Raw genomic sequence first — 26,695 nt, 5'->3', positions numbered from 1 at the left:
GTTGATCACTTGTAAACAGTGTGTTAACCGGTGCTGTGCGTGAGGAACGAGGGGCTGTGAGTCCTTCTCGCCCTATTTCGGGGAGAAAATCTGATTCACCCCGTATCCCCCGTTGGTCCGTTCTCGTTCATACCTGTGCGAGCGGCGGGACCGCTCGCGACTCAGGTTCAGGACGACGGGGGAGACGATGGGACGCATCGCCGGAGGCAGCGGGAGTTCTCGCCGCCTCAGCGTGCTCCGGTTCCTCCTCGGCGCCGCGCTCACAGCATTCGGCTCTCTTCTCTTGGGGGCCTTCGCATTGGCGACTTCCGCTTGGGCATCAGACGATTCCGCATCATCGCAGGGCCTTGCCGCGATGACCGACCCCCTCTCCGCAGAGGTCTCCGACATGTCGCGCCTGGCCGCGCGACTGGTCCCGCAGAACCAGCAGGGACATCGGACGCCGGCGGTGCAGGGGGAGGTCACGGGGCTGGTGTCGGGCCTGTCAGCGCCGATGGGATCACTGGTGGACGAGACGGACGAGGCCGTGCACTCCGTGCTGCCGACCGGTGCCGGACCCGGCTTGCTCGACCTGGACGACAAGTCCGTCGGAGACGGCACCGCCGAAGTAGTGGCACCACTGGTGGGAACCCTCGTGCAGGGAACGGCGTCCATCGCGGACCGCCCCGCCCCCGTGGTGTCCGGTGTCTATGAGACTGTCGCGCCCCCGACCGATCAGGTCGGCGACCTGGCGCGACTGGTGACCGATGGCCTGCGTCTCGGCGACGCGACGACGCCCGGGAGCGTCCTCGCCGCTGCCGCAGGACAGCCGAGCTTCACCACACTTGCGGCGAGTACCGACTCCAGCGAGGTGGCGGCGGCGCTCCGAGGAGCGCCCAGCGGCCGGCCGGCCGCCGCCTTCGAGTGCTCCGCAGCCGATCACGGCTCGCGGGGGACGGACCAGTCCGAGGTCGAAGCGGTGGGCGGCGCGCCGCGCACCGCGGCGAAGCCGTGGGGGCACCACGGCCCCGCGCTTCCCGGCCTGAAGATCATCCCCGGTGGAGCCACTGGCTCGACCGCCGGTATCAGCGTCGACAGCGGCCACAACGCTGTCTGCGTCTCCCCGTCCGCCGGGGGGGAAGAGGTGTCACTCTCCCGCACGGTGATCGGGGAATTGGGGCGGCCGTTGGACCGCGCCGCCGAGCTGTCCGTCGCCCCAGACTAGGGCCGCCGCGCGTCGACGCGCGGGAATCGAAGTCCGCCTTCGCCTCCCCCTCGGTCAGTGCTCCGGGCCTCGCGCCCGGGCCGTCCGGCGCGCCGACGCGCGGCAGGCCGTCACCGCCGCCCCCGCAGGGGCGGTGGACATCAGAGAAAGCCGCCCGAACGATCGGGCGCACAACCCAGAAGGAAACCGCAACTCATGCGCAAGGCTCTCGTCGTCACCGCCGCCGCTGCCGGCGCCGTCGCCGCTCTCGGCTCCGCCGGCTCCGCCATGGCCCAGAACTCCGGCGTCTGGGCAGGCCCGGTCAGCCTGGTGAACATCGACGCCTCCTCGGCCGCCCACTGGCAGATCTGCGGCCAGAACGTGCTGACCCAGTCGTTCGGCCAGGTCTGCGACAACCGCGACCACATCGGCCCCGGCCCGCAGTCCGGCATCCAGGCGGGCGACGTGTCGCTGGCCAACCTGGACGTCTCGGACGCCGCCCACTGGCAGATCTGCGGCCAGAACGTCGGCGTCTCGCCGTCGCTCGACCAGCAGTGCCTGAACTACGACCACCTGAACGAGTAGGACCTCCCAGGGCGGGCCGTCCTCACCGGACGGACCGCCCCGCGGAATCACCAAGAAATCCGACGAAGAACGGGGAACAAACAATGCGCAAGGCTCTCGCCGTCACCGCCGCCGCTGCCGGAGCGGTCGCCGCTCTCGGCTCCGCCGGGACCGCCATGGCCCAGAACTCGGGCGTCTGGGCGGGCCCGGTCAGCCTGGTGAACATCGACGCTTCCAGCGCGGCCCACTGGCAGATCTGCGGCCAGAACGTGCTGACCCAGTCGTTCGGTCAGAACTGCGACAACCGCGACCACATCGGGATGGGCCCGCAGTCGGGTGTGCAGGCGGGCGACGTGTCGCTCGGCAACCTGGACATCTCGGACGCCGCCCACTGGCAGATCTGCGGCCAGAACGTCGGCGTCGCGCCGTCGCTCGACCAGGACTGCAAGAACTACGACCACCTGACCCACGCGGCCGAGTAATTCGACCGGGGGCGGGCCCTCAGCCTGAGGGCCCGCCCCGTCACTTACGAAAGGACTCATCACATGCGCAAGGTTCTCGCCGTCACCGCCGCCGCTGCCGGCGCCGTCGCCGCCCTCGGTGCGGCTTCGCCCGTCATGGCCGCGGCCTCCGGTGTCAACGCCGGCCCCGTGTCCCTCGTCAACGTCGACGCGTCGTCGGCCGCGCACTGGCAGATCTGCGGTCAGAACATCCTGACCCAGTCGTACGACCAGAACTGCGACAACCGCGACCACTTCGGCGACGACCAGGGCTCCGGCGTCGACGCCGGCGACGTCTCGCTCGCCAACGTCGACGCCTCCTCGGCCGCGCACTGGCAGATCTGCGGCCAGAACGTGCTCGCCCAGTCGTTCGACCAGGTCTGCGACAACCGCGACCACTTCGGCGACAACGCGGGCTCGGGCATCGACTCCAGCGAGGTCTCGGCCGCCAACCTCGACGCCTCCTCGGCCGCGCACTGGCAGATCTGCGGCCAGAACGTGCTCGTCGCGCCGTCGTGGAACCAGCAGTGCCTCAACGCCGACCACGTCTCCGACGACGGCGACCACCCCGACAAGGGCGACGACCAGGGCGACTACTAGACCAGTCGCCTCCCCCGGTTTGGTCGAGAAAAGGTAGAGGAACATGCGAAACACCACCATGGTGGCGGTCTCGGCCGCCGCAGCCGCCGCGGCAGCGGCGCTCACGGGCGGGGCGGCCCAGGCCTCCACACCCGACTGGCTGACGCTCGCCACCGTGGAGTCCGAGCACGACTCGGTCCTTCCCGGCGTCTGCGAGTCCGACCAGGCCGGCGCGATCACGGACATGGCCTGCGGGACGGTCCTCGGATCGCCCGCACCGGACGAGATGGCGCACGGCGAGGCCCTTCCGGAGACCCCCGCGGGCTACGGTGGCGCCTCGCTCGCCAACGTCGACCTGCGGAACTTCGCGAAGTGGAAGGTCTGCGGGGTCGCGGTCGCGGCCGAGGCCCAGGGCGCCGTGTGCGACAACTCGATCCAGGGCCCGCAGGAACCGGTCAGTCCCGGGAGCGGGATGTCGCTGGTCAACGCCGACACCACCGGAGCCTTCCAGTGGTCCGTCTGCGGTTTCTCTGTCGGACAGGCGAACGTCACGTCCACCTGCTGACCGGGATCGTCTTTCATACCCAAGCGGCCGGAGTCCTCTGGACTCCGGCCGCTCCCCTGTGTCCTAAAGCCGCTTCAGACCGCGAGCGTCCACGGGACGCCGGCCGCGAGGTGCACGGCCTGGCCCCGCACCAGCACCCGCGCGCCGCCGGCCGACACCAGCTCCAGGTCCGTGACCTCCCCGTCCTTCCAGGCCAGGCGCTCGACGGTGACCCCGCCGCGGGCCCGCAGGCCCCGCACCTCGCCCTCGGGCCACGCGCCCGGCAGCGCCGGGAGCAGTTCGATCACCGGGTCGCCGTCGTCGGTGCGGTGCGACTGCACCAGCATCTCGGCGATCGCCGCGGTCGTCCCGAAGTTCCCGTCGATCTGGAACGGCGGGTGCGCGCACAGCAGCGAGGAGTAGACGCCGCCGTCGGCGTACTCCGCGCCCTCGCCGCGGAACCCGACCGGGGTCAGGAACTCCCCGAGCAGCCGGTGCGCCCGGTCGCCGTCGCCCAGGCGCGCCCACAGCGCGGTCTTCCACGCGAGCGACCAGCCGGTCCCGGCGTCGCCGCGCGCTTCGAGGCTCTTGCGGGCCGCGTCGAGCAGCTCGGGGGAGTCGGCGAGCGAGTCGCCGGGGAAGACCCCGTACAGGTGCGAGACGTGCCGGTGGTGCGGCTCGGCCTCCTCGCGCTCGTCCGCCCACTCCAGGAGCCGCCCGTCGGCGCCGACCTTCGGGCCGGCCAGGCGCGGCAGCGCCTCCTCGATGTCCTTGACGAGCTGGAGGTCCGCGCCGTGCAGGGTCTCGGCGACCACGTCGGCGGCCTCGACCACGAACGCGAACAGCTCGCGCACGAGCGCCGCGTCCATCCCCGTCGACTCGTCGATCGCCGAGTTCCCCTGCGGCGTGACGAACTCGTTCTCCGGGCTCGACGCGGGGCTGGTGACCAGCGTGCCGTCCCTGCCCTCCGAGAGGCGGTCGAACGCGAAGCGCGCCGCGCCGAGGACCACGGGGAGCCGGTCGGCCAGGAACTCCTCGTCGCGCCCGAACCTCCAGTGCTCGGCGAGGTGCATCGACAGCCACAGCCCGCCCATCGGCCACGCCTGCCAGCAGGCCCGGCCGTCGACGGGCGTGGTCAGGCGCCAGTAGTCGGTGTTGTGGTGGCAGCACCAGCCGCCCGCGCCGTAGAGCCTCCGCGCGGTCTCGGCACCGGTGGCCGCGAGCCCGTCGACGAGGTCGAACAGCGGCTCGTGGAACTCCGGCAGGCCGCAGGTCTCGGCGGGCCAGTAGTTCATCTCGACGTTGATGTTGGTGGTGTAGTCGCAGTTCCACGGCGGCGTGACCCGGTCGTTCCAGATGCCCTGGAGGTTCGCGGCCTGCGTGCCCGGCCGCGAGGACGCGGCCAGGAGGTAGCGCCCGAACTGGAACGCGAGCACCGCCAGGCCCTCGTCGGACCCGCCCGCCGCGCGGCGGCGCAGCCGCTCCGAGGTCGGTTCCTCAACGGGCTCTTGCGGACCGAGTTCGAGGCCGACCCGGTCCATCACGGACCGGTGGGCCGCGACGTGGTCGTGGAGGAGGCCCTTCCAGCCGTTCGCTGCGGCGCGCCGGGCCTCGTCCCGCGCCCGGTCGAGGGCCGCGTCCCCGTCGAAGTCGGAGCGGAGCGCCAGGTAGACCTCGATTTCCCGGCAGCCGGTGAAGCGGTGCCCGCCCTCGGCGGGGGCCGCGTCGCCGTCGCAGCGCAGCTGCGCGTTCAGGCCGAGCCGGCGCACGCCCGCGGTGGACGAGTAGTCGGGCGTGCCGCTCTGGACGCTCACGGGCGCGTGCCCGGTGAAGCTCAACTCGTCGTAGTCGGCGACGGTCGAGCCGCCCTCGTGCGGCCACGCGAAGCGCAGATCGAGGTCGAACGGCTCGTCGGCGCTCCAGCGGATCGCGATGACGTCGTAGGCGACCGACGCGAAGACCTCCTGGCGGACCCGGCCGCGCACGGCCGTCGCGACACCGTCGCGCAGGTCGAGCTCGCGGTGCTCGGTGCCGGTCTCGGGGTCGGAGGTGGAGTCGGAGTGGACCGCGATGAACGCGCCCGCGGGCTGGTAGGCGTGGGGGCTCGGGCCCTGGAGGCGGGAGACGAGCTGATCGGCGGCGAAGTACTCGCCGCGGCGCACCAGCTCGGCGGCCTCGGCCGCGATGCCCTCGACGCCGTCGGGCACGGGGTGCGCGCCGCCGCCCGCCCAGAAGCCGTCCTCGTTCAGGTCGATCCGGTCCCCCCACAGCATGGCCCCGATCCGGCCGTTCCCCAGGGGGAGGCCGTCGTGCCAGGCTTCCGCGGGTGCGTCATAGCTCAGCTTCAGTGCTCGCGACATGCCGGTATCCTATAGGATCCATGCCGCCGCGAGCGTCGGCCCGGTCCTGCTGAACAACAGGTGAACGCGGACGCAACCGCAGCTCAACGCCGAACGTGATGCTAATGCCCACCTCCGCATCCGGCAGGGTCACACCTCCGGTCGAGCCGTTCGGAGTCCCCTCCATGCGAATCAAGCGTTCCCTCACCACCGGCCTCGCGGCCGCCGCCGGCACCGCCGCGGTCCTCGCGCTCGCCGCACCCGCACAGGCCGCCGAGGTCATCATCCTCGTCGACCGCGACCAGATCCCCACCACCGCAGAGGAGTTCGGCACCCACTCCTGCGAGGGCCTGACCGAACCGAGCGACGACCACGACTACTGGATCTTCCGGCTCCCCGCCGAGGCCGAGGCCGAGGGCGGCTTCATCGACATCACCGCGACCTACGCCGACGCGACCGGCAGCGAGCGCACCCGCACCATGGGGGTCCACGGCGGCGTCCTCGGCGCGGACTCGGCGTACGTCACCGCGCCGACCGGCTGGACCCTCCTCGACGCCGACGCCCTGGTCGAGGACCCCGCCGAAGGCGCGACCTTCGACCTCGACCGCACCTGCCTCGGCGCGCCGACCGAAGAGCCCTCGGCGACCGAGGAGCCGACCTCGCCGAGCGAGGAGCCGTCCACCTCTGGCGAGGAGAGCCCGAGCGCCGGGGAGTCGAGCTCCCCGACCGGCCCGATCCTGCCCGTGACCGGACTCCCGCTCGGGACCGCGTTCGTCACGGCCGCGGCCCTCGCCGCAGCGGGCGCCGCACTGCTCCTGATCCTGCGCCGCCGCGAGTCCCAGGAGTCCTAGACCGAACCTCCCGACACGGCGTCCTCAGGGCCTCGGCCCCGGGGACGCCGTCGTTTTTCGGCGATTTCGGGATGGATTGGCAGGTCAGCCGTTCGGACGAATCCCGGAACCACCCGTTCGGGGTGCAACTGCCGTGCACCCGCCTGCGTGGTCATCTCGTCCGCGCCTGGCCCAGGCGCCGTCGAACCGGCACGTTCGACACCTCCGACGACCCATCACGGAGTGCACTCCCTTGAAACTCTCACGCCATCAGAAGCTGGCCGGCGCCATGCTCGCCTCCGGCCTCGCCGGAGCCGTCGCGCTCGCCTTCGCCGTGCCCGCGCTCGCGGGCGACACGCAGTTCATCCCGATCAACCACGGCAACGTCCCGACGACCGCCGAGGACTTCAAGAACAGCTGCGACCAGATCCCCGACGACACCGACGACTGGCTCGACGGCTGGGTCTTCGTGCTCCCGGCCTCGGTCAAGGCGGAGGGGAACTTCCGCTACATCGAGGCCGAGTTCGAGGACGAGGACGGCGACACCTGGTTCTACAACACGAACGACCACGGCGGGATCGTCTCGGGCTCGGGGAACAACAAGGCGTACATCGTGACGCCCGCCGGGCTCACGCTCGTCGACGCCGAGGCCGAGGTCAAGCTCAAGAAGCAGGACGACAAGGCCAAGTTCAACCTGACCCACACCTGCCCCGCGACCGAGGAGCCCCCGGGGGAGGAGACCCCCAGCGAGGAGCCGACCACCTCGTCTGAGGAGACGACCTCGTCCGAGGAGACCACCTCGGAGGAGGAGACGACCTCCGAGGAAGAGACCACCTCGGAAGAGGAGACCACTTCCGAGGAAGAGACGACTTCTGAGGAGGAGACCACCTCGGAAGAGGAAACGACTTCCGAGGAGGAGACCACCTCGGAAGAGGAAACGACTTCCGAGGAGGAGACCACCTCGGAAGAGGAAACGACATCTGAGGAGGAGACCACCTCGGAAGAGGAGACGACCTCCGAGGAGGAGACCACCTCCGAAGAGGAGACCACCTCCCAGGAGGAGACCACTTCTGAGGAGGAGACGACCTCTGAAGAAGAGACCACCTCGTCCGAGGAGACCACGTCCGAGGAGGCCACCACCGGGACCGAGGAGTCGTCCAGTGCCACCGAGTCGAGCTCGGCCGCCGCGACCAGTTCCGCTCCCGGCTCGGTGTCGACCTCCCCGGCCGGGTCGGCGCTGCCGACGACCGGTTCGTCCCTCACGTACTACCTGGTCGGCGCCGCCATCGCGCTCGTCGCCGGCATCGTGATCCTCGTGTTCCTGCGCCGCCGCAAGGAAGTCGAGGAGCAGTAGGGGGTGCGGGCGCGGTCCGAAAAAAATCGCGCCCGTTATGGAACCGTTATGCAACCGCATGCGGTGCCGCCGCGTTTAGCAGTTGTCTCAGGGCAGGGAGCCCGGCGGAGTGCGCGCCGGGGCGAGACCTCCGACTACCGCCCGCTGCTTGACGGTGCGGTCCTTGTCGAGCCCCCGGAATCCTGCCACCGGGGGCTCGACCCTAAGTCGACGCCCCGGAGCCGTCCCCCCCTTGGCTCCGGGGCGTCGCCTTGTCCCCGGCCTGTGAAGAGTGTGTAAAACTCACAACTTCGCGCCCTGCTCGCTTCTCTTTCCGTGGCGGACCCGGTACATTACCCGCAGGTTCAGTACCTGCCCCATTACCCTGTTTCCCATGGTGCCTGCTGCCCGGCATCCACCACGCCCGCACAGGAGTGCCCGCCACATGGCCACTGAAGCCACAGAAGAGAAGAAGGACGCGCCCGAGCCCGAACCGGGACGCGTCGACAAGTACTTCGGCATGACCGAGAACCAGACCAACTGGAAGCGCGAGGTCCTCGCCGGGACCACGACCTTCCTCGCGATGGCCTACATCCTCGCGGTCAACCCCGGCATCCTCAGCTTCGGCCTGTCCGCGGCCGGGGTCGACGCCCCGAACCCGGGCGCGGTCTTCACCGCGACCGCGCTCGCCTCGGCGCTCGGCTGCCTCGTCATGGGCCTGTGGGCCCGCTACCCCATCGCCACCGCCCCCGGCATGGGCCTGAACGCGTTCTTCGCCTTCACCGTGGTGCTCACGCTCGGCATCCCGTGGCAGACCGCGCTCACCGGCACGCTCGTCTCCGGCGTGCTGTTCTTCATCCTCGCCGTGACCGGCGCGCGCGAATCGATCATCAACGCGATCCCGGCGCAGCTCAAGCTGGCGGTCGGCGCGGGCATCGGCCTGTTCATCGCGTTCATCGGCCTCAAGGGCGGCGGCATCGTCGTCGGCTCCGAGGCCACGCTCGTGACGATCGGCGACTTCACCTCCGGGACGGTCCTGCTCACCGTGTTCGGCCTGGTCGCCACCGCGGTCTTCATGGTCCTGGGCTGGAAGGGCGGCGTGTTCTACGGCATGCTCGCCACGCTGGTCCTGGGCGTCCTCACCGGTGTCATCGACTTCGAACTCGCCGAGGGCTTCACCCCGAACCTCGACTCGTTCGGCGCGGCCTTCACCGGCTTCGAGGACGCGTTCACCGTGCACATGATCGCGGTCATCCTGACCATGCTGTTCGTGGACTTCTTCGACACCGCCGGCACGCTCTTCGCCGTCGCCGGCCAGGCGGGCCTGGTCAAGGACGGCAAGCTGCCGCGCGCCGGCCGCGCCCTCGCCACCGACTCGATCGCGACCTCCGCGGGCGCCGTCCTCGGCACCTCGACCACGACCGCGTACATCGAGTCGACCGCGGGCGTCTCGGTCGGCGGCCGCACCGGCCTGACCGCGGTGACGACCGGGTTCTGGTTCATCGTGTCGCTGGTGGCGTTCCCGGTGTTCGGCCTGGTCGCCAACAACCCGGCGGTCACCGCGCCCGCGCTCATCGTCGTGGGCGTGCTCATGGCGAAGGCGCTCGGCGAGATCGAGTGGGCGAAGCTGGAGTACGCGATCCCGGCGTTCCTCATCGTCGCTGCGATGCCGCTGACGTACTCGATCTCCAACGGCATCGCCCTGGGCCTGGTGTTCTTCCCGATCATGATGGCCGCCAAGGGCCGCTGGCGGGAGGTCCACCCGATCGCCTGGGTGCTCATGCTCGCCTCGATCGGCTACTTCCTGTTCCTCACCGAATAGGGAACCGCACGTCGAAGGGCCCGGGAGGATCTCCTCCCGGGCCCTTTCGCCTCGGGCGCCTAGGCGGCGCGGCGGAGCGCCTCGCTGATCTTCATGCGCGAGCCGGTGTACAGGACGCTGCGCTTGTACAGCTGCGAGCCGAGCGCGAGCGCCCCGGCCGCGGCGAGCGCCAGGAGCAGGGCGGAGAGCCCGATCTGCCAGGCCGGGACCTCGGTGATCGCCATGCGGGTGGGCATCGCGATGCCGGAGAACGGCGGGACGATCGACAGGACCTCCGCGAACGTGCTCGTCGGCGCGTTGAGCAGGAAGATCGCGCCGAGGTAGGAGAGCGTCAGCGACATGATAAGCGGGGTCAGGACCGACCCGGACTCCTCCTGGCGCGATACGAGCGAGCCGACCCCGCCGGCGAGGGTGCCGAACAGCGCGAACGCGATGAGCCACCAGCCGATCGAGGAGACCGCCGCGCCGGCGGTGCCCGGCGGCAGGTCGGAGAGCATCCCGGTGGCGGCCGAGACGCCGAGGCCGACGGCGACCATGGCGATCAGGTTGACCAGGGAGATCACGCCGAGGCCGATGACCTTGCCGCCCAGGAGCTGCCAGGGCTTGAGGCTGGTCAGCAGGATCTCGACGATCCGGCTGGACTTCTCCTCGACGACGCCCATGGCGATGTACTGGACCGGGGTCATGAGCATCATGAACATGATGATGGAGATGATGAGGCCGGTGAAGTAGTCGAGGGTGCTGCTGACGCCGCCCTCGGACTCCAGGGTCACGAACTCCAGCGGCTGCACGGTGAGCGCTTCGCCGATCTGCTGGTCGCTGAGCCCGGCGTCCGACAGGTTCGTCTGGACGCTGGCGGTCTGCCAGGCGGCGTCGATCTTGGTCTCGTCCTCGTTGCCGATGCCGTCGAGGCTGAAGAGCGAGCCGTCGGCGACGGCCGCGTCGACGGTCTCGTCCTCCACCGCCCGCTCGGCCTCGTCGGCGGTGTCGAAGACGGTGATGTCGAAGCCGCCCATGGCTTCGAGCTGCGCCTGCATGGCGGGCGCGGTGTCGCCGGAGAGGCCGACCCTGGTGTCGCTGTCGTCCCCGCCGATGAGGCTGGGGAGCGCGGCGAGGATGCCGACGATGACGACGGTGACGACGAGGCTGATGACGTTGGACTTCGACAGGCCGCGGACGCGGATCTCGCGCCCGGCGACGAGCATGAGCCCGCGCATCTTCGAGGGTTCGTTCTGCGTCATCGGGTCACGGCCTCTCGGAAGATCTCGGCGATGGTCGGCTGGTCGTAGGCGAAGCGGGTGACGCGCCCGGCGGCGGCGGCGATGCGCAGCGCCTCCTGGTCGTCGCCGTCCTCGATGAGGTAGTCGTCGCCGTCGCGGGTGACGGTCCCGGAGAACCGCGCGGTCAGGTCCTCGCCGGTCTCGACGCTGATGCGGAGCTGCTTGACCTCCTTGGCCTTGAGCTCGTCCACCGGCCCGGAGGCGATGATCCTGCCGTTGCCGATGATGACGACGGAGTCGCAGAGCCGCTCGATGAGGTCGAGCTGGTGGCTGGAGAAGATGACGGGGGCGCCGGCGGCGGCGCGGTCGCGCAGCGCGGTGCCCATGACGTCGACCGCGATCGGGTCGAGGCCGGAGAACGGCTCGTCGAGGATGAGCACCTCGGGGTCGTGGACGAGGGAGACGGCGAGCTGGACGCGCTGCTGGTTGCCCAGCGAGAGGTCCTGGACGAAGTCGCCGATGCGCTCGGTGAGGCTGAGCTGCTCCAGGAGCTCGGCGGCGGAGCGCTTGGCCTCGGCCTTGGTCATCCCGTGGAGTTCGCCGAAGTAGGCGACCTGCTCACCGGTCTTCATCTTGGGGTAGAGGCCGCGCTCGGAGGGCATGTAGCCGAAGCGGCGGCGCTGCTCGACGCCGAGCGGCGCCCCGTCGTAGACGATCTGGCCGGAGTCGGCGGCGAGCACGCCCATGGCGATGCGCATGGTGGTGGTCTTCCCGGCGCCGTTGGCGCCGACGAACCCGACGACTTCGCCCGCCTCGGCCGAGAGCGACACCCCGTCGAGGGCAACGGTGTCGCCGAACCGCTTGTGCAGGTCCTTGATTTCCAACATGACTTCACCCTAGATGCGGGGCCGGGCCGGTTCCTCATGCTTGAGGTTGATTCCGGCCCGGTCCGCTTCATTCGCGAGAAGTAATCACGCAGGCACGGCGGCCTGGGGCCGCCGGAACGCCTGGAGCGCGAACACGCCGACCAGCAGCGCCGTCAGCGCCAGCAGCAGCAGCGCGATCGAGTAGTCGCCCCGCGCCTGGTACACCGCGCCCATGACCAGCGGCGGGAAGTACCCGCCGAGGCCGCCCGCGGCGCCGACGATCCCGGTGACGCCGCCGACCCGGGCCGGTTCGACCAGCTCGGCGACGAGGGCGAACACGCCGCCGGTGCCCAGGCCCAGGAACAGGGCCATGAGCACGAAGCAGGTGCCCGCGGGGACCTCCAGCGGCGGCTCGAACGCCAGGAGGACCGCCATGACCGCGGCCCCGAAGAACGAGGTGAGGCAGATCTTCAGCGGCCCCACCCGGTCGGAGAGGATGCCGCCGGCCGGGCGCGCGACGACCGCGGCGAGGCTGAACCCGGCGGTGCGCAGGCCCGCGTCGGTCTGCGCGAGGTCGTACGCGGTCACCAGCATCGTCGGCAGGTAGGTGGAGAACGCCACGAACCCGCCGAACGCCACCGCGTACAGCAGCGACATCTGCCACGTGACCTTGAGTCTCATGACCCCCTTGAGGCGCGGCAGGGCCGGCTCGGTGGTCGGCGCCCACTGCGGGGCGTCGCGCGCGAAGGACCAGCACACGAACCCCATGACCGCGAGCGCGGCGCACATGAGCAGGTGCGTCGGCAGCAGCCCCATCCCGTCGACCAGGCGCGGGGTGAGGAACGCCGAGAGCGCGGTGCCGCCCATGCCCGCGCCGAAGACCCCGGTGGCGAAGCCGCGCCGCGCGGGCGGGTACCAGGCGTTCACGAACGGGATGCCGACAGCGAACGAGGTGCCCGCGAGGCCGAGGAGGAACCCGGAGGCGAGCAGCGCCGCGTACGAGCCGCCCGAGAGGCCGACCAGCAGCACCGGGACGATCGACGCGAAGCACGCGGCCGTGAGCATGACCCGGCCGCCGAAGCGGTCGGTGAGGATGCCCGCCGGGATGCGCCCGACCGCGCCGACCAGGACCGGGAACGCGACCAGGACCGAGGTCTGGGTCGGGTTCAGGGCGAGGTCGTCGGCGTAGGTCTTGGAGAGCGGGCCGATGAGGTTCCACGCCCAGAACGTCAGCGCGAACGCGGCGGTGGCGAGCGCCAGGTTCCTCCCGGCGCCGCGCCGGACGGTGTCGGTGCTGCCCATCGGCGGCCTCCTCTGTGCACGGTGCCCGCCGCGGTCCTCGCAGGACCGGCGGCGCGGGGGCCCGGGCACGGGCCCGGGGACAGTATGCCGATTAGTCCTCTTTGCGGGGACCGAAGACCCTAATCTGGGCAGCGGGCGCCTGCTTCCGCGCAGGGGGACGCCGCCCGACCGAGGGGGAGACCAGCGTGGCCCGATCCGACCAGCCCGCCTCCGCCCTGCTGCTGCGCACGGGCGTCCACCTCACCCGGTCCGAGGCGACCGGGGACCTGCGCGCGGTCTTCAAGGAGGGCGGGCGCGAGGGGGACGTGTTCTACCGCGACCGCTGGTCCCACGACAAGGTCGTCCGCTCCACGCACGGCGTCAACTGCACGGGTTCGTGCTCGTGGAACGTGTACGTCAAGGACGGCATCATCACGTGGGAGACCCAGGCGACCGACTACCCGTCGGTGGGCCCGGACCGGCCCGAGTACGAGCCGCGCGGGTGCCCCCGCGGGGCCGCGTTCTCCTGGTACACCTACTCGCCCACGCGGGTGCGCTACCCGTACGGGCGCGGGGTGCTCGTCGAGATGTTCCGCGAGGCCAAGGCGCGCCTGGGCGACCCGGTCGCGGCGTGGGCCGAGATCACCACCGACCCGGTCAAGCGTGAGCGCTACCAGTCGGCGCGCGGCAAGGGCGGGCTGGTGCGCATCACCTGGGACGAGGCGGTCGAGATCGCCGCGGCCGCGCACGTCCACACCATCGGCGCCTACGGGCCCGACCGCATCGCCGGGTTCTCGCCGATCCCCGCGATGTCGCAGGTCTCCCACGGCGTGGGCGCCCGCTTCGTGAACCTCCTCGGCGGCTCCATGCTCTCGTTCTACGACTGGTACGCGGACCTGCCGGTGGCCTCCCCGCAGGTCTTCGGCGACCAGACCGACGTGCCCGAGTCCGGCGACTGGTGGGACGCGGCCTACCTGGTCCTGTGGGGATCGAACGTGCCCGTCACGCGCACCCCGGACGCGCACTGGATGGCCGAGGCCCGCTACCGGGGCCAGAAGGTCGTCACCGTCGCCCCCGACTACAACGACGCCGCGAAGTTCGCCGACGAGTGGCTGGCCCCGCACCCGGGCACCGACGGCGCGATGGCGATGGCCATGGGCCACGTGATCCTCAAGGAGCACTTCGTGGAGCAGCGCACCGAGGCGTTCGACGCCTACGTGCGCAAGTACACCGACCTGCCGTTCCTCGTCGAGCTCGACGAGCGCGACGGCCGCGTGACGCCCGGGAAGTTCCTGCGCCGCGACGCCCTGCCGGGGGAGGACCCGTACGCGGAGTGGAAGCCGGTGCTCCTCGACGAGGCCACCGGGGAGCCGGTGGCGCCCAACGGGACCCTCGGCACCCGCTGGGACGAGGACCGGCCCGGGAAGTGGAACCTCGACCTCGAGGGCGTCACGCCCCGGCTCTCGCTCTACGAGGAGGGCGCCGAGACGGCAGTGGTCGCGCTGCCGCGTTTCGACAGCGTGAGCTTGAACGACAGTGTGAACCTGAACGACAGTGTGAATCTGAACGACAGTGTGAATCTGAACGACGGCACCGGCCCCGAGGACGGCGACGTGTCGGAGCGGGGCGTCCCGGTCCGCCGGGTCGCCGGGCGACTCGTCACCACCGTGTTCGACCTGCTCCTGGCCCAGTACGGGGTCGAGCGGCCGGGCCTGCCCGGGCGCTGGCCGACCGGCTACGAGGACGCGGCCGAGCCGTGCACGCCCGCGTGGGCCGCCTCGGTCACCTCCGTCAAGGCCGACCGGATCGCGCGCATCGCCCGCGAGTTCGCCGCCACCGCCAGGGACTCGGGCGGGCGTGCCATGATCGTCCTCGGCGCCGGCACCAACCAGTGGTTCCACGGCGACACCATGTACCGCTCGTTCCTGACGCTCCTGCTGCTCACCGGCTGCCAGGGCGTCAACGGCGGCGGCTGGGCCCACTACGTCGGCCAGGAGAAGTGCCGCACCCAGACCGGCTGGGCCGCGTACGCCTCCGCGATGGACTGGACCCGGCCCGCGCGCTTCATGGCCGCCACCCCCTACTGGTACCTGCACACCGACCAGTGGCGCTACGACACCTACGACGCCGACGCGCTCCTGTCGGCCACCGGCCCGAACCGCCTGGCGGGCAGGCACACCGCCGACCTCGTCGCCGCCTCCGCCCGCATGGGCTGGATGCCCTCCTACCCCACGTTCGACCGCAACCCGCTCCTGCTCGCCCGCGAGGCGCACGAGTCGGGACTCGAACCCGGCCCGTACATCGCCCGCGAACTCGCGAACGGGGACCTCCGCTTCGCCTGCGAGGACCCCGACGCCCCCGAGAACTGGCCGCGCGTGCTCACCGTGTGGCGCGCCAACCTCTTCGGGTCCTCCGCGAAGGGCGACGAGTACTTCCTCAAGCACCTCCTCGGCACCCAGAACTCCGTCCAGGGGCAGGAGGCCGGACCCGAGCACCGCCCCGACGACGTCGTGTGGCACGGCAAGGCGCCCAAGGGGAAGCTCGACCTGCTGCTCTCCCTCGACTTCCGCATGACCTCCACGACCCTCCTCTCCGACCTCGTGCTCCCGGCCGCCACCTGGTACGAGAAGCACGACCTGTCCACCACCGACATGCACCCGTACGTGCACGCGTTCTCGCCCGCGATCGACCCGCCCTGGCAGGCCCGCACCGACTTCGAGACGTTCCACGCCCTCGCGCGCCGCTTCTCCGAACTCGCCGAAGACCACCTCGGCACCGCCGTCGACCTCGTCGCGGCCCCCCACCAGCACGACACGCCCGGCGAACTCGCCCAGCCGCGCGGCACCGCCCCCGACTGGAAGGCCGCGGGCGTGCCGCCCGTTCCGGGGAAGACCATGCCCGCGATCATCCCCGTCGAACGCGACTACCCCGCCGTCGCCGCCAAGATGGCCGCGCTCGGGCCGCTCACCGAGACCAAGGGCCTGCCCGTCAAAGGCGTCTCGTTCACCCCCGACGCCGAGATCGGCTGGCTCGCGGCCAGGAACGGCACCTCCCGGCAGCACCCGGCGATCGGCCGCCCGCTCATCGACACCGACGTCAAGGCGTGCGAGATGATCCTGGCCCTGTCCGGGACCAGCAACGGCCGCCTCGCCGCCCAGGGGTTCGAGCGCCTCGCCGCCCGAACGGGCACCGACTTCAGCGAACTCGTCCACGGCGCCGCCGAGCGCCGCGTCGTCTTCTCCGACACCCAGCACGGCCCCACCCCCGTCGGCGCCAGCCCCGAATGGTCCGGCAAGGAGGCCCACGACCGCCGGTACTCGCCGTTCACCATCAACATCGAGCACGACAAACCCTGGCACACCCTCACCGGACGCATGCACTTCTACGTCGACCACGACTGGATGCACGAGTTCGGCGAGGCGCTGCCGGTCTACCGGCCGCCGCTGAACATGGCAGCCCTGTTCGGAGAGCCTGCGATCCGAACCGGGAAGCACAGTGGAGAGCCCGAGGTCGGGCCCACCGGTGAGAAGGCCGTCGCCGTCAGGTACCTCACCCCGCACTCGAAGTGGTCCATCCACTCCGAGTACCAGGACAACCTGCTCATGCTCACGCTCTCGCGCGGCGGCCCCAACATCTGGATGAGCCCCGCCGACGCCGAGGCCATCGGCGCCAAGGACAACGACTGGGTCGAGGCCGTCAACCGCAACGGCGTCGTCGCCGCCCGCCTCGTCGTCTCGCACCGCATGCCGCAAGGGACGGTCTACATGTACCACGCCCAGGAACGGGTGGTCGACGTCCCGAAGACCGAGACCACCGGCAAGCGCGGCGGCATCCACAACTCGCTCACCCGCCTCCTCGTCAAACCCACCCACCTCATCGGCGGGTACGCCCAGTTCTCTTACGCCTTCAACTACATCGGCCCCACCGGCAACCAGCGCGACGAGGTCACGGTCGTGCGCAAGCGAACCACCGAGGTGACGTACTGATGGCACGCATCGGCAAGGTCATGGCCCAGGTCGCCATGGTGATGAACCTCGACAAGTGCATCGGCTGCCACACGTGCTCGGTCACGTGCAAGCAGGCGTGGACCAACCGCTCCGGCGTCGAGTACGTGTGGTTCAACAACGTCGAGACCCGCCCCGGCCAGGGCTACCCGCGCCGCCACGAGGACCAGGAGCGCTGGCAGGGCGGGTGGAAGCGCACCGCCGCCGGGCGCCTCAAGCCCCGCGCGGGCGGGCGCCTCAAGAAACTCGCCACGATCTTCGCCAACCCGAAGATGCCCGCCATCCAGGACTACTACGAGCCCTGGACGTACGACTACGAGCACCTCGTCACCGCGCCGCTGGGCGACGACATCCCCGGCGCGCGGCCGCGCTCGCTCCTCACCGGCGAGCCCATGCCCATCACGTGGAGCGCCAACTGGGACGACGACCTCGCCGGCGGCGAAGAGCTGGCGTCGAACGACCCGATCGTGCAGAAGATCGGCGACAAGGTCAGGTTCGAGTACGAGCAGGCGTTCATGTTCTACCTGCCGCGCATCTGCGAGCACTGCCTCAACCCCAGCTGCGTCGCCTCCTGCCCCTCCGGCGCCATGTACAAGCGAGCCGAGGACGGCATCGTCCTGGTCGACCAGGACAAGTGCCGCGGCTGGCGCATGTGCGTCACCGGCTGCCCCTACAAGAAGGTCTACTTCAACCACAAGACCGGCAAGGCCGAGAAGTGCACGCTCTGCTACCCGCGCGTCGAGGTCGGCATGCCCACCGTCTGCTCCGAGACCTGCGTGGGCCGCCTGCGCTACCTCGGCGTCGTCCTCTACGACGTCGAACGGGTCGGCAGAGCGGCCGCCGTCAAGGACGAGCACGACCTCTACCCCGCCCAGCTCGACGTCTTCCTCGACCCCGACGACCCCGAGGTGGCCGCCGCGGCGCTCCGCGACGGCATCCCCGAGCGCTGGCTGGAGTCGGCGCGCAAGTCCCCGGTGTACCGGCTCGCCAAGCACTTCGAGGTCGCGCTGCCGCTGCACCCGGAGTACCGGACCATGCCGATGGTCTGGTACATCCCGCCGCTCTCGCCGGTGGTCGACGCGCTCAGCGAGACCGGGCACGACGGGGAGGACCCCGGGAACCTGTTCGCGGCCATCGACACCCTCCGCATCCCCGTCGAGTACCTCGCGGAGCTGTTCACCGCGGGCGACCCCGAGCCGGTCAAGCGCGTCCTCGCGAAGCTCGCCGCGATGCGCTCCTACATGCGCCGCATCAACCTCGGGCAGGAGCCCGACGAGTCGATCGCCGAGGCGGTCGGCATGACCGGCGCCGACATCGAGGCGATGTACCGGCTGCTCGCGATCGCCAAGTACGACGACCGGTACGTCATCCCCACCGCGTACGGCGTCGACGAGGCCGACCGGGGCGTCATCGACGAGATCGGGTGCAGCCTCGACTTCGAGGGCGGCCCCGGCATGGGCGGCATGGGCGGCGCCGTCCCCTTCGGCGAGGCGTCCGGGAGGCCGCAGCCGGCCTCGGTCGAGAACTTCCACGCCCTGCGCGACCGCCAGACCAGCGACGGCCGCTCCGGACCGGCCCGCCGCTTCAACCTCCTCAACTGGGACGGCAACGGCCGCCCGCCGGGGCTGTTCCCCGACAGGGAACGGGATGCGGCCGACCAGAACACGAGCGACGGCAAGTACCTCGAAGGCAGCGGGGAGCCCAAGTGAACGACGTGATCCGCCAGGCCGCCGCCATGCTCCTGTGCTACCCCGACCAGGGCTTCCGCGACCGCCTCCCGCTCGTGCGGGCCGCCGTCGCCGAACTCCCTCCCGGCGAGGCCCGCGAGGCGCTGACCGCGTTCTGCGCCTACGCCGCCGCCCGCACCGACCTCGAGCTCGGCGGCGAGTACGTCCGCACCTTCGACCTCAAGCGCCGCAGGGCGCTCCACCTGACCTACTACACCGACGGCGACACCCGCAGGCGCGGGCACGCCCTCGCCCGCATCAAGGAGATCTATGGCGCCTGCGGCTGGAGACTCGACGCCGCCGAACTGCCCGACCACCTGGCAGTGGTCCTCGAATTCGCCGCGCGAGGGAACCGGGAGGAGGGCGAACGGCTCCTCGTCCGCTTCCAGCCCGGCATCGAGCTCCTGCGCGCCGCCCTCGCCGGCGGCCCGTACGCCGCTGTCCTCGACGCCGTGGCCGCAACCCTCCCGCCCCCCGACGAAGCCCGCCGCGAGGCCGCCCGCCTGGCCGCCGCCGGCCCACCCGCCGAAGACGTAGGACTCGACCCGTTCGGCAGGGTCCCCCTGGGCATGCCCGCCAAGATCGGAGCCGCGACATGAACCCGACCGTCCTCGACTACATGCTCTGGGGCGCACTGCCCTACGTCGTCATCGCCGTCCTCGTCGGCGGCACCCTCTGGCGCTACCGCTACGACCGCTTCGGCTGGACCACCCGCTCCTCGCAGCTCTACGAGTCCCGGCTCCTGCGCATCGCCAGCCCCGTGTTCCACTTCGGACTCCTCGTGGTGGTCATCGGGCACGTCGTCGGCCTGCTCGTCCCCGAGACCTGGACCGACGCCGTCGGCATCACCAACGACATGTACCACGCCACCGCCCTCTCCCTCGGCGCCGTCGCGGGCGTGACCACCCTCGGCGGCATCGCCCTCCTCATCTGGCGCCGCCGCACCACCGGCCCCGTCTTCAGCGCCACCACCGCCAACGACAAGGTCATGTACCTCGTCCTCGTCGCCGCGATCCTCGCCGGCCTCGCCACCACCCTCCTCAGCGCCGCCGCCGGCCTCACCGGCGCTCACGAGGCCGACTACCGCGAGACCGTCTCCCCCTGGTTCCGCAGCGTCTTCGTCCTCCAGCCCGACGTCGCCGCCATGGCCGCCGCCACCGGCGCCTTCAAACTCCACGCCCTCATCGGCCTCGCCCTCTTCGCGCTCTTCCCCTTCACCCGCCTCGTCCACGCCTTCAGCGCCCCCGTCTGGTACCTCTTCCGCCCCTACGTCGTCTACCGCTCCCGCGACAAGGAGCCCACCCAGGCCACCCGGCCCATCCGCCGCGGCTGGACCTAGAGCGGAAAACCGCGCCGGACGGGTGTGCGCGGGCCCTCCCGGGTCACCCGTGCGGCATGAGAACCGGCCGTCCGCAGGGGCCGCACCGCACGGCCCCGTCGACCGCGAGGAGACGCACATGAGCGAAGCACCGATCGTCATCGCCGGAGGTGGCCTCGCCGCTGCCAAAGCGGCGCAGACGCTCCGCGACGAGGGGTACGGCGGCGACCTCGTCATCGTCGCCGGAGAACCCCACCGGCCCTACGAGCGGCCGCCGCTGTCCAAGGACTACCTGCGCGGCGACGCCGACCGCTCCGCGCTCTTCACCGTCGACGAGGACTGGTACCGCCACCACGCCGACCTGCGCACCGGCGTCCCCGCCACCGGCCTCGACACCGCCGCGCACCGGCTCGCGCTCGCCGACGGGAGCACCCTCGACTACGCGAAGCTCGTCCTCGCCACCGGCGCCACCCCCAGGGCCCTGCCCGTGCCCGGCGCCGACCTGCGCGGCGTCCACCTGCTCCGCACCGTCGAGGACGCCGACCTGCTCAACGCCCGGCTCACGGGCGGGAACGGCCGCGTCGCCATCGTCGGCGACGGCTGGATCGGCATGGAGGTCGCCGCCTCCGCGCGCCAGCTCGGCCGCGACGTGACCCTGTTCGGCATGGGCGCCCAGCCCCTCGAACGGGTCCTCGGCCCCGAGATGGGCCTCGTGTTCGCCCAACTCCACCTCGACCAAGGCGTGGACCTGCGGCGGCGCACCCAGATCGCGAAGATCCTCGGCGAGGACGGCCGCGCCGTCGGTGTCGAGACCACCGACGGCGAACGCGTCGAGGCCGACCTGGTGCTCGTCGCGGTCGGCGTCGCCCCCAACACCGGACTCGCCGCCGCCGGCGGCCTCGAACTGCGCGGCCGCGACCTCGGCGGCGGCGTCGCCGTCGACGCCGCTCTCCGCACCAGCGACCCCGACGTCTGGGCCGCGGGCGACATCGCGAGCGCGCCCTACCCGCACTACGGCCGCCCCGTCCGCGTCGAGCACTGGCAGACCGCCATCGACACGGGCGTGCACGCCGCGAAGGCCGTCCTCGGGTCCGACGCGGCCTTCGACAAGCTCCCGTACTTCTTCACCGACCAGTACGACCTCGGCATGGAGTACGTCGGCTTCGTCGCCGGGCCCGACGCCTACGACACCGTCGTGGTCTCCGGGGATATCGCGTCCCTGGAGTTCGCCGCGTTCTGGACCAAGGACGGGCGCGTCCTCGCGGGCATGGCCGTCAACACCTGGGACCGCGCGGGCGACATCGAGGCCCTGATCCGCGCCGACACCCCGCCCGGAGAGGACGCGCTCCGGTCATTCCGCTGACCGGACCAGGAAGGGCTGCAGCAGGTCCGGCACCGCCTCGTCCGCGAAGTCGAGGATCTCGTGCTCGTCGGCGTCGATCACCGCGTAGTGGCCCTTGCCCGCCGCGGTGGTCGCGTCGAGCGTCATCAGGCCCATGCGCCGCTGGAACACCGACTGCGTGATCCGCCAGCCGATGATCCCCGCCCGGTCGAGGTGGACGGTGGCACGCCGGGTGCTGCCGCGCCGCGACACCAGGTGGCGGCCGGTGAGCGCGTGTCCCAGGGACCGGTACGAGTCGACGGCCGTCCACAGCGCGAACGCCGAACCCAGCACCGCCGCCAGCACGATCGCGGCGCTGAGCAGCGCCGGGAGCGACCACAGCAGGTGCGGCACGACCCCCGCGGCGACCAGCACCGCGACCGCGACGACGGCCCAGCGCAGCCGCCGCGCCCGCGCCGTCCGCGGATGCGGAGCGAGCGCGCAGTCGACCGGGCCGATCACCGACGCCGCCGCGGCGGTCACCGCGGGGAGCGGCGCGGCCGGCACCAGGGTGCTCAGGTCGCTGCCCTGCTCGTCGGTCTTCAGGCCGATCGCGACCACGTCGAGCCGGCCCGCGCCCGCCGACCGGACCCCGAGCGGCTCCACGATCTCGATGCCGCGGATGCGCTCCTCCTCCAGGCTGAGCGACCGCGCGACGAGCAGCCCGCGGCGCACGCGCAGCGTCCCGCCCGGCTCGCGGTCGAGCCGGTGGGCCCACCACGCCTCGCCCTGGAGCGCGAGGCTCGCGACCGCCCCCAGCAGGAGCAGGCCGACCAGGCCGAGCCCGAGCACCGTCCACGCGCCGTGGTCCTCCACGAGGCCGCCGACGATCTCGACGGGCAGGCCGCCCTTGCCGAACCAGTCCGCGACCTGGAAGACCGCGCCGACCGCGGCGCCCGCGAGCATCGGCGTCAGGAACGACAGCGGCGCGTACTTGAGCCAGCCGGGCTCCCACGTGGCCAGCCGCTGCTCGCCGTCCTCGCCCGCTTCGACGGCGGCGCGGCGCAGCAGTTCGCCGCGGAGCCGTTCGGCCTCCTCGCGGTCGACGGAGTCGAGGGTGAGCGTCTGCTCGCTCGTCGACCCCGAGCCGCTGCCGGTCTCGCCGGTGCCGACCTTCACCTTGGCGAGGCCGAAGACGCGTTCGAGCGGGTTGGCGCTCAGGTCGACCGAACGGATGCGCTCGCGCATGAGCGAGCGGCGGGTCTTGAACAGGACCCCGGTGTGCATCTCCACGCGCTGGCCGGTGACGCGGTACCTGGTGATCCGCAGCCGGATCATCTCGTAGACGACGACCGCGCCGAAGACGAGGAGGGCGCCGGGCACGACGAACGCGAGCGCGATGAGCAGGCCCGGTCCGGAGCCGATGCCGATGGCGACGGGCACGCCGGCGGCGACCACGACGCCAAGCATGTACAGGACGGTGACCTTGATGCCGGCGGGGTGGAGCTTGCGCCAGGGCTCGCCGGTCTCGACCGGATCGCCCTCGGGCGCTTGGGGTCCGTGGATCTGCTGCTCGCTCACGTCGCGTCCCCGGGGGTGGCGTCGGTGAGCTCGGTGAGGCGCTCGGCCAGCGCCGACGCCTCGTCCTGGTCGAGCCCTTCGAGTTTCACCGCGCCCGCGGAGGACGCGGTCGTGACGATCACGGTGGACAGTCCGAAGGAGCGCTGGACCGGGCCCTGGGTGGTGTCGACGGTCTGGATGCGCGACATCGGGGCGATCCGCCAGGTGCGCCAGAAGTACCCGGTCAGGGTGTAGACGGCGGTGTCGGTGACCTCCCAGCGGTGCACGCGGTGCCACCACACGGGCAGCGCGAGCGCCGAGGCGAGGCCGAGCACGAGGATCACGGCGGCCGGGCCGAGGAGCCACAGCCGGGCGGGCGGGATGAGGAGGCCCAGGACCGCCAGCGGCACGACCGGGACGGCGGTGGTGATGAGCCACTGCACGCGCCACCAGGGCACGGTGCGGGGGTCGAAGCGGTGCTGGGGCGGGCGGAGGGCGGTCCGTGGAGCGGTCATGCACGAATCGTATGAAATGACCGGGCCGGTCGCTTCCCCTTCGCGGGGGAGATTCCACCGGACGGAAGTCATACCGAGGTACGAAGCGCGGGACCGCCGAAGGTCGGCGGTCCCGCGGGAGTCGTTGCGGGCCTTGCTATCCGATGGAGGCGGCGTCGATCGCGGCGAGTTCGTCGGCCGTGAAGCCGAGGTTCGCCGTCGCGGCGACGTTGGCCTCGAGCTGCGCGACGCTGCTCGCGCCGATGATGACGCTGGTCATGCGCGGGTCGCGCAGGGCCCAGGCGAGGGCGGTCTGCGCGAGGGACTGGCCGCGGGCCGACGCGATCTCGTTCAGGGCCCGGACCTTCGCCATGGTCGCGTCGTCGAGGCGGTCCTCGTTGAGGAAGACGCTGGTGGCGGCGCGGGAGTCGGCGGGGACGCCCTTGAGGTACCGGTCGGTGAGGACGCCCTGCTCTAGCGGGCTGAACACGATGCAGCCGGCGCCGGCCTCCTCCAGCGCGTCGAGCAGGCGGTCGTCCTCGATGCGGCGGTCGAACATCGAGTAGCGCGGCTGGTCGACGAGCAGCGGCGTGCCGAGGTCGCGCAGGATCGCGGAGGCGGCCCTGACCTGCTCGGACGTGTAGTTGGAGACGCCGATGTACAGGGCCTTGCCCGAGCGCACGATCGCGTCGAGGGCGGCCATGGTCTCCTCCAGCGGCGTGTCCGGGTCGGGCCGGTGGTGGTAGAACACGTCGACGTAGTCCAGGCCCAGGCGCTGGAGCGACTGGTCGAGCGAGGACACGAGGTACTTGCGCGAGCCCCACTCGCCGTACGGGCCGGGCCACATGTAGTAGCCCGCCTTGGAGGAGACGACGATCTCGTCCCGGTACGCCTTGAGGTCGGAGGCGAGGAGGCGGCCGAAGTTCTCCTCGGCGCTCCCGGCGGGCGGGCCGTAGTTGTTGGCGAGGTCGAAGTGGGTCACGCCGAGGTCGAAGGCGCGCCGCACGATCGCCCGCTGGGTCTCCAGCGGCCGGGTGTGGCCGAAGTTGTGCCACAGGCCGAGCGAGATCGCGGGCAGTCTGAGGCCGCTGCGTCCGGAGCGGCGGTAGGGCATGGACTCGTAGCGGTCGTCCGCGGGAAGGTAGGTCACCAGTGCACCCTATCCCGTCCGGCAAGCGTTGTCATAGGGTTCGGGCCCGGGTGAACCCGGGGTGAACGGCTACGCGTGCGGGTCGAACTTGTAGCCGAGGCCGCGGACCGTGACGAGGTGGCGCGGCTTGCCCGGCTCCGGCTCGATCTTGGAGCGCAGGCGCTTGACGTGCACGTCGAGGGTCTTGGTGTCGCCCACGTAGTTCGCGCCCCAGACGCGGTCGATGAGCTGGCCGCGGGTGAGCACGCGCCCGGCGTTGCGCAGCAGCATCTCCAGCAGCTCGAACTCCTTGAGCGGGAGCTGCACGTCGCCGCCGCCGACGGTGACGGTGTGGCGGTCCACGTCCATGCGCACCGGCCCGGCCTCCAGGACCGTGACGATCGGGTCGTCGGGCTCGGCCGAGCGGCGCAGCACGGCCCGTATGCGGGCCACCAGCTCGCGCGAGGAGTACGGCTTGGTGATGTAGTCGTCGGCGCCCAGCTCCAGGCCCACCACCTTGTCGACCTCGGAGTCCCGGGCCGTGACCATGATGATCGGCACGTTCGAGTTGGCGCGCAGCTCCCGGCAGACCTCGGTGCCGGACTTCTCCGGCAGCATCAGGTCGAGCAGGACCACGTCGGCGCCGGCGCGCTCGTACTCCTTGATGGCGGCGTCGCCGTCGGCGGCGACCGCCACCTCGAAGCCCTCCTTGCGGAGCATGTAGGAGAGGGCATCGGAGAACGATTCCTCGTCTTCAACTACGAGCACGCGGGTCACGAGTGAACCTTTCTAGCGGGCGGCTTGCTGGCTTGTTCCGATTTCATCCGAGTCCGGTGCCGTGGCGTCGGACGGAAGGGAACGAGCAGGCAACATCAAGGTAAACACTGATCCGGCATCGGGCATACTGGACACTTCCACCCTACCCCCGTGATTGACCGCCACATGCTTGACGATCGCCAGGCCGAGGCCGGTGCCGCCGGTCGCGCGCGACCGGGCCGCGTCCACCCGGTAGAAGCGCTCGAAGATCCGGTCCAGCTCCTCCGCGGGGATGCCGATCCCCTGGTCGCGGACGGCGATGCACACCATCTTGACCCCCGCGAGGTGCCCGTTCGGGGACGTCACCGAGGTCTCCACCTCCACCGCCGTGTGCTCAGGTGAATAGGAGATGGCGTTGCCCACGAGGTTCTTCACGGCGGTGACGAGCTGCGGCTCGTTCCCGAGCACCTCGGTGTCCTCGACGCCGGTCAGGCGCAGCTCGATGCCCTTCTCCTCGGCCGCTATCCGCGTCTGGTCGAACGCCTCCATCACGATCCGGTCGACCTCGACCGGCTCGGGGTCGGGCAGCTTCTCCGCGCCCTGGAGCCGCGACAGCTCCAAAAGGTCGGTGACCAGGTGGTTCATGCGCTTGGACTCGGAGCGGATGCGGTCGGCGAAGCGCGCGGCCGCGTCGGGGTCCTCCGCGGCGTCCTTGAGCGCCTCGGACAGGATCTGCATCGCGCCGACCGGGGTCTTCAGCTCGTGGCTGATGTTCGCCACGAAGTCCCGGCGGACCCGCTCGACCCGGTGCAGCTCGGAGATGTCCTGGAACTCGGCGACCGAGACGCCGTCGGGCAGCGGCGTGATGCGCACGCTCACCGCGCTCGGCTCGCCCATGACCTGCTTGGGGACCTCGATCTCGGCGTCCCGGTAGCGGCCCGAGCGCCGCGCCTGCGCGAGCAGCGCCCGCAGCGTCAGCGACACGATCTCGTGGTCGTCGACCAGGCCCAGGTCGCGGGCCGCGCGGTTGGTGTACAGGACGCGGTTGTGGTCGTCGACCAGGCAGACGCCGGTCCGCAGCAGGCCGACCGCGGCCTCCCACGGGCGGGTGTCGGGGACGGGGGCGGACCGGGGCTCGGGGTGGGGCGCTCCCCGGTGCCTGATCCTCATGAGTGCGGTCGCGGCGGCGCCGAAAGCGGCACCGGCGGCGAGACCGGTCAGGACGCGCCCGACGCCTCTCCCGAGGCTCTTGGGCTGCGGTTCGTTGTGGGCCACGACCCCAGGTTAAGCAGAAAACGGCCCGGCGTCGAGCACCGGGCCGTCAT

General features: G+C 71.3%; 22 protein-coding genes. 13 read left to right on the top strand and 9 right to left on the bottom strand.

Annotation, left to right across the window (positions count from 1 at the left end; genetic code table 11):
- Window positions 1-355 precede the first annotated feature (355 nt).
- The 5 genes from BLS99_RS11200 (at window position 356) to BLS99_RS11180 (ending at window position 3,391) form a co-directional block, all read left to right on the top strand.
- Window positions 356-1,204 carry a hypothetical protein gene (locus tag BLS99_RS11200; RefSeq protein WP_091048828.1) on the top strand — a complete coding sequence of 283 codons (849 nt, stop codon included), beginning with the start codon at window positions 356-358 and terminating at the stop codon, window positions 1,202-1,204.
- A 195-nt stretch (window positions 1,205-1,399) separates the two neighbouring features.
- Window positions 1,400-1,768 carry a hypothetical protein gene (locus BLS99_RS11195; protein WP_091048825.1) on the top strand — a complete coding sequence of 123 codons (369 nt, stop codon included), beginning with the start codon at window positions 1,400-1,402 and terminating at the stop codon, window positions 1,766-1,768.
- An 83-nt stretch (window positions 1,769-1,851) separates the two neighbouring features.
- Window positions 1,852-2,229 carry a hypothetical protein gene (locus tag BLS99_RS11190; protein WP_091048823.1) on the top strand — a complete coding sequence of 126 codons (378 nt, stop codon included), beginning with the start codon at window positions 1,852-1,854 and terminating at the stop codon, window positions 2,227-2,229.
- Window positions 2,230-2,292: 63 nt separating this feature from the next.
- Window positions 2,293-2,847 carry a hypothetical protein gene (locus BLS99_RS11185; protein ID WP_091048819.1) on the top strand — a complete coding sequence of 185 codons (555 nt, stop codon included), beginning with the start codon at window positions 2,293-2,295 and terminating at the stop codon, window positions 2,845-2,847.
- Window positions 2,848-2,890: 43 nt separating this feature from the next.
- Window positions 2,891-3,391 (top strand): hypothetical protein, encoded by a 501-nt coding sequence (locus BLS99_RS11180; protein WP_143034760.1) that lies wholly within the window; start codon window positions 2,891-2,893, stop codon window positions 3,389-3,391.
- Window positions 3,392-3,465: 74 nt separating this feature from the next.
- Here BLS99_RS11180 and BLS99_RS11175 read toward each other — a convergent pair whose 3' ends face one another.
- Complete coding sequence (locus BLS99_RS11175) at window positions 3,466-5,730, bottom strand: glycosyl hydrolase family 95 catalytic domain-containing protein (protein WP_091048811.1); 2,265 nt, start codon at window positions 5,728-5,730, stop codon at window positions 3,466-3,468.
- Between the two features lie 164 nt (window positions 5,731-5,894).
- On the opposite strand from BLS99_RS11175, the gene BLS99_RS11170 reads away from it, so the two are divergent.
- The 3 genes from BLS99_RS11170 (at window position 5,895) to BLS99_RS11160 (ending at window position 9,694) form a co-directional block, all read left to right on the top strand.
- Complete coding sequence (locus BLS99_RS11170; RefSeq protein WP_091048809.1) at window positions 5,895-6,560, top strand: hypothetical protein; 666 nt, start codon at window positions 5,895-5,897, stop codon at window positions 6,558-6,560.
- A gap of 232 nt (window positions 6,561-6,792) precedes the next feature.
- Window positions 6,793-7,893: an LPXTG cell wall anchor domain-containing protein gene (locus BLS99_RS11165; protein ID WP_091048805.1), complete on the top strand. Its 1,101-nt coding sequence runs from the start codon at window positions 6,793-6,795 to the stop codon at window positions 7,891-7,893.
- 424 nt (window positions 7,894-8,317) lie between these two features.
- The gene (locus BLS99_RS11160; protein ID WP_091048802.1) at window positions 8,318-9,694 is read left to right on the top strand and encodes an NCS2 family permease; all 1,377 of its coding nucleotides are present in this window, start codon (window positions 8,318-8,320) and stop codon (window positions 9,692-9,694) included.
- 59 nt (window positions 9,695-9,753) lie between these two features.
- Here the strand turns inward: BLS99_RS11160 and BLS99_RS11155 are convergent, their stop codons facing one another.
- The 3 genes from BLS99_RS11155 to BLS99_RS11145 all read right to left on the bottom strand — a co-directional run bounded on the left by BLS99_RS11155 (window position 9,754) and on the right by BLS99_RS11145 (window position 13,082).
- On the bottom strand, window positions 9,754-10,935 hold the full coding sequence (locus tag BLS99_RS11155; protein WP_091048799.1) for an ABC transporter permease: 1,182 nt from the start codon (window positions 10,933-10,935) through the stop codon (window positions 9,754-9,756).
- Window positions 10,932-11,801 carry an ABC transporter ATP-binding protein gene (locus BLS99_RS11150; protein ID WP_091048795.1) on the bottom strand — a complete coding sequence of 290 codons (870 nt, stop codon included), beginning with the start codon at window positions 11,799-11,801 and terminating at the stop codon, window positions 10,932-10,934. The genes BLS99_RS11155 and BLS99_RS11150 overlap by 4 nt, the downstream gene beginning before the upstream one ends.
- Window positions 11,802-11,885: 84 nt before the next feature.
- Entirely contained in the window at window positions 11,886-13,082 is a 1,197-nt protein-coding gene (locus tag BLS99_RS11145) for a nitrate/nitrite transporter (protein ID WP_091048790.1), read from the bottom strand.
- Between the two features lie 185 nt (window positions 13,083-13,267).
- Here BLS99_RS11145 and BLS99_RS11140 point away from each other — a divergent pair, with 185 nt between their 5' ends.
- From BLS99_RS11140 to BLS99_RS11120, 5 genes are all read left to right on the top strand, one after another.
- A complete protein-coding gene (locus BLS99_RS11140; protein WP_091048785.1) occupies window positions 13,268-17,047 on the top strand; it encodes a nitrate reductase subunit alpha in 3,780 nt (1,259 codons plus the stop codon).
- Window positions 17,047-18,774: a nitrate reductase subunit beta gene (gene narH / locus BLS99_RS11135; RefSeq protein ID WP_091048782.1), complete on the top strand. Its 1,728-nt coding sequence runs from the start codon at window positions 17,047-17,049 to the stop codon at window positions 18,772-18,774. Before BLS99_RS11140 ends, narH begins: the two co-directional genes overlap by 1 nt.
- Entirely contained in the window at window positions 18,771-19,391 is a 621-nt protein-coding gene (gene narJ / locus BLS99_RS11130) for a nitrate reductase molybdenum cofactor assembly chaperone (protein ID WP_245712225.1), read from the top strand. The genes narH and narJ overlap by 4 nt, the downstream gene beginning before the upstream one ends.
- Window positions 19,388-20,131: a respiratory nitrate reductase subunit gamma gene (narI, locus tag BLS99_RS11125; protein WP_091048777.1), complete on the top strand. Its 744-nt coding sequence runs from the start codon at window positions 19,388-19,390 to the stop codon at window positions 20,129-20,131. The genes narJ and narI overlap by 4 nt, the downstream gene beginning before the upstream one ends.
- A 118-nt stretch (window positions 20,132-20,249) precedes the next feature.
- Window positions 20,250-21,473 (top strand): NAD(P)/FAD-dependent oxidoreductase, encoded by a 1,224-nt coding sequence (locus tag BLS99_RS11120; RefSeq protein WP_091048774.1) that lies wholly within the window; start codon window positions 20,250-20,252, stop codon window positions 21,471-21,473.
- On the opposite strand, the gene BLS99_RS11115 is transcribed toward BLS99_RS11120, so the two are convergent.
- The 5 genes from BLS99_RS11115 to BLS99_RS11095 form a co-directional block, all read right to left on the bottom strand.
- Window positions 21,462-23,012, bottom strand: coding sequence for a PH domain-containing protein (locus BLS99_RS11115; protein WP_218126420.1), 1,551 nt, complete (start codon window positions 23,010-23,012; stop codon window positions 21,462-21,464). The two genes, BLS99_RS11120 and BLS99_RS11115, sit on opposite strands and share 12 nt — an antisense overlap.
- On the bottom strand, window positions 23,009-23,506 hold the full coding sequence (locus BLS99_RS11110) for a PH domain-containing protein (RefSeq protein ID WP_091048770.1): 498 nt from the start codon (window positions 23,504-23,506) through the stop codon (window positions 23,009-23,011). Before BLS99_RS11110 ends, BLS99_RS11115 begins: the two co-directional genes overlap by 4 nt.
- Window positions 23,507-23,642: 136 nt before the next feature.
- Entirely contained in the window at window positions 23,643-24,635 is a 993-nt protein-coding gene (gene mgrA, locus BLS99_RS11105) for an L-glyceraldehyde 3-phosphate reductase (RefSeq protein ID WP_091048764.1), read from the bottom strand.
- A gap of 69 nt (window positions 24,636-24,704) precedes the next feature.
- Entirely contained in the window at window positions 24,705-25,391 is a 687-nt protein-coding gene (locus tag BLS99_RS11100) for a response regulator transcription factor (RefSeq protein WP_091048759.1), read from the bottom strand.
- Between the two features lie 12 nt (window positions 25,392-25,403).
- Window positions 25,404-26,645 carry a sensor histidine kinase gene (locus tag BLS99_RS11095; protein WP_091048756.1) on the bottom strand — a complete coding sequence of 414 codons (1,242 nt, stop codon included), beginning with the start codon at window positions 26,643-26,645 and terminating at the stop codon, window positions 25,404-25,406.
- Window positions 26,646-26,695 lie beyond the last annotated feature (50 nt).

Origin of the sequence: Glycomyces sambucus (genome assembly GCF_900102815.1) — a bacterium.
Classification (GTDB): domain Bacteria; phylum Actinomycetota; class Actinomycetes; order Mycobacteriales; family Micromonosporaceae; genus Glycomyces; species Glycomyces sambucus.
The sequence above is the reverse complement of the archived record's forward strand: the minus strand, read 5'-3'. Positions and strand labels throughout refer to the sequence as shown.

Excerpts from the sequence above, each read along its gene's own strand:
- BLS99_RS11110 (WP_091048770.1), bottom strand. The coding sequence starts at position 23,506 with ATGACCGCTCCACGGACCGCCCTCCGCCCGCCCCAGCACCGCTTCGAC.
- BLS99_RS11145 (WP_091048790.1), bottom strand. The coding sequence starts at position 13,082 with ATGGGCAGCACCGACACCGTCCGGCGCGGCGCCGGGAGGAACCTGGCG.
- BLS99_RS11150 (WP_091048795.1), bottom strand. The coding sequence starts at position 11,801 with ATGTTGGAAATCAAGGACCTGCACAAGCGGTTCGGCGACACCGTTGCC.
- BLS99_RS11160 (WP_091048802.1), top strand. The coding sequence starts at position 8,318 with ATGGCCACTGAAGCCACAGAAGAGAAGAAGGACGCGCCCGAGCCCGAA.
- BLS99_RS11180 (WP_143034760.1), top strand. The coding sequence starts at position 2,891 with ATGCGAAACACCACCATGGTGGCGGTCTCGGCCGCCGCAGCCGCCGCG.
- BLS99_RS11170 (WP_091048809.1), top strand. The coding sequence starts at position 5,895 with ATGCGAATCAAGCGTTCCCTCACCACCGGCCTCGCGGCCGCCGCCGGC.
- BLS99_RS11155 (WP_091048799.1), bottom strand. The coding sequence starts at position 10,935 with ATGACGCAGAACGAACCCTCGAAGATGCGCGGGCTCATGCTCGTCGCC.
- BLS99_RS11195 (WP_091048825.1), top strand. The coding sequence starts at position 1,400 with ATGCGCAAGGCTCTCGTCGTCACCGCCGCCGCTGCCGGCGCCGTCGCC.
- narH (WP_091048782.1), top strand. The coding sequence starts at position 17,047 with ATGGCACGCATCGGCAAGGTCATGGCCCAGGTCGCCATGGTGATGAAC.
- BLS99_RS11120 (WP_091048774.1), top strand. The coding sequence starts at position 20,250 with ATGAGCGAAGCACCGATCGTCATCGCCGGAGGTGGCCTCGCCGCTGCC.
- BLS99_RS11200 (WP_091048828.1), top strand. The coding sequence starts at position 356 with ATGACCGACCCCCTCTCCGCAGAGGTCTCCGACATGTCGCGCCTGGCC.
- narI (WP_091048777.1), top strand. The coding sequence starts at position 19,388 with ATGAACCCGACCGTCCTCGACTACATGCTCTGGGGCGCACTGCCCTAC.
- BLS99_RS11185 (WP_091048819.1), top strand. The coding sequence starts at position 2,293 with ATGCGCAAGGTTCTCGCCGTCACCGCCGCCGCTGCCGGCGCCGTCGCC.
- BLS99_RS11190 (WP_091048823.1), top strand. The coding sequence starts at position 1,852 with ATGCGCAAGGCTCTCGCCGTCACCGCCGCCGCTGCCGGAGCGGTCGCC.
- BLS99_RS11175 (WP_091048811.1), bottom strand. The coding sequence starts at position 5,730 with ATGTCGCGAGCACTGAAGCTGAGCTATGACGCACCCGCGGAAGCCTGG.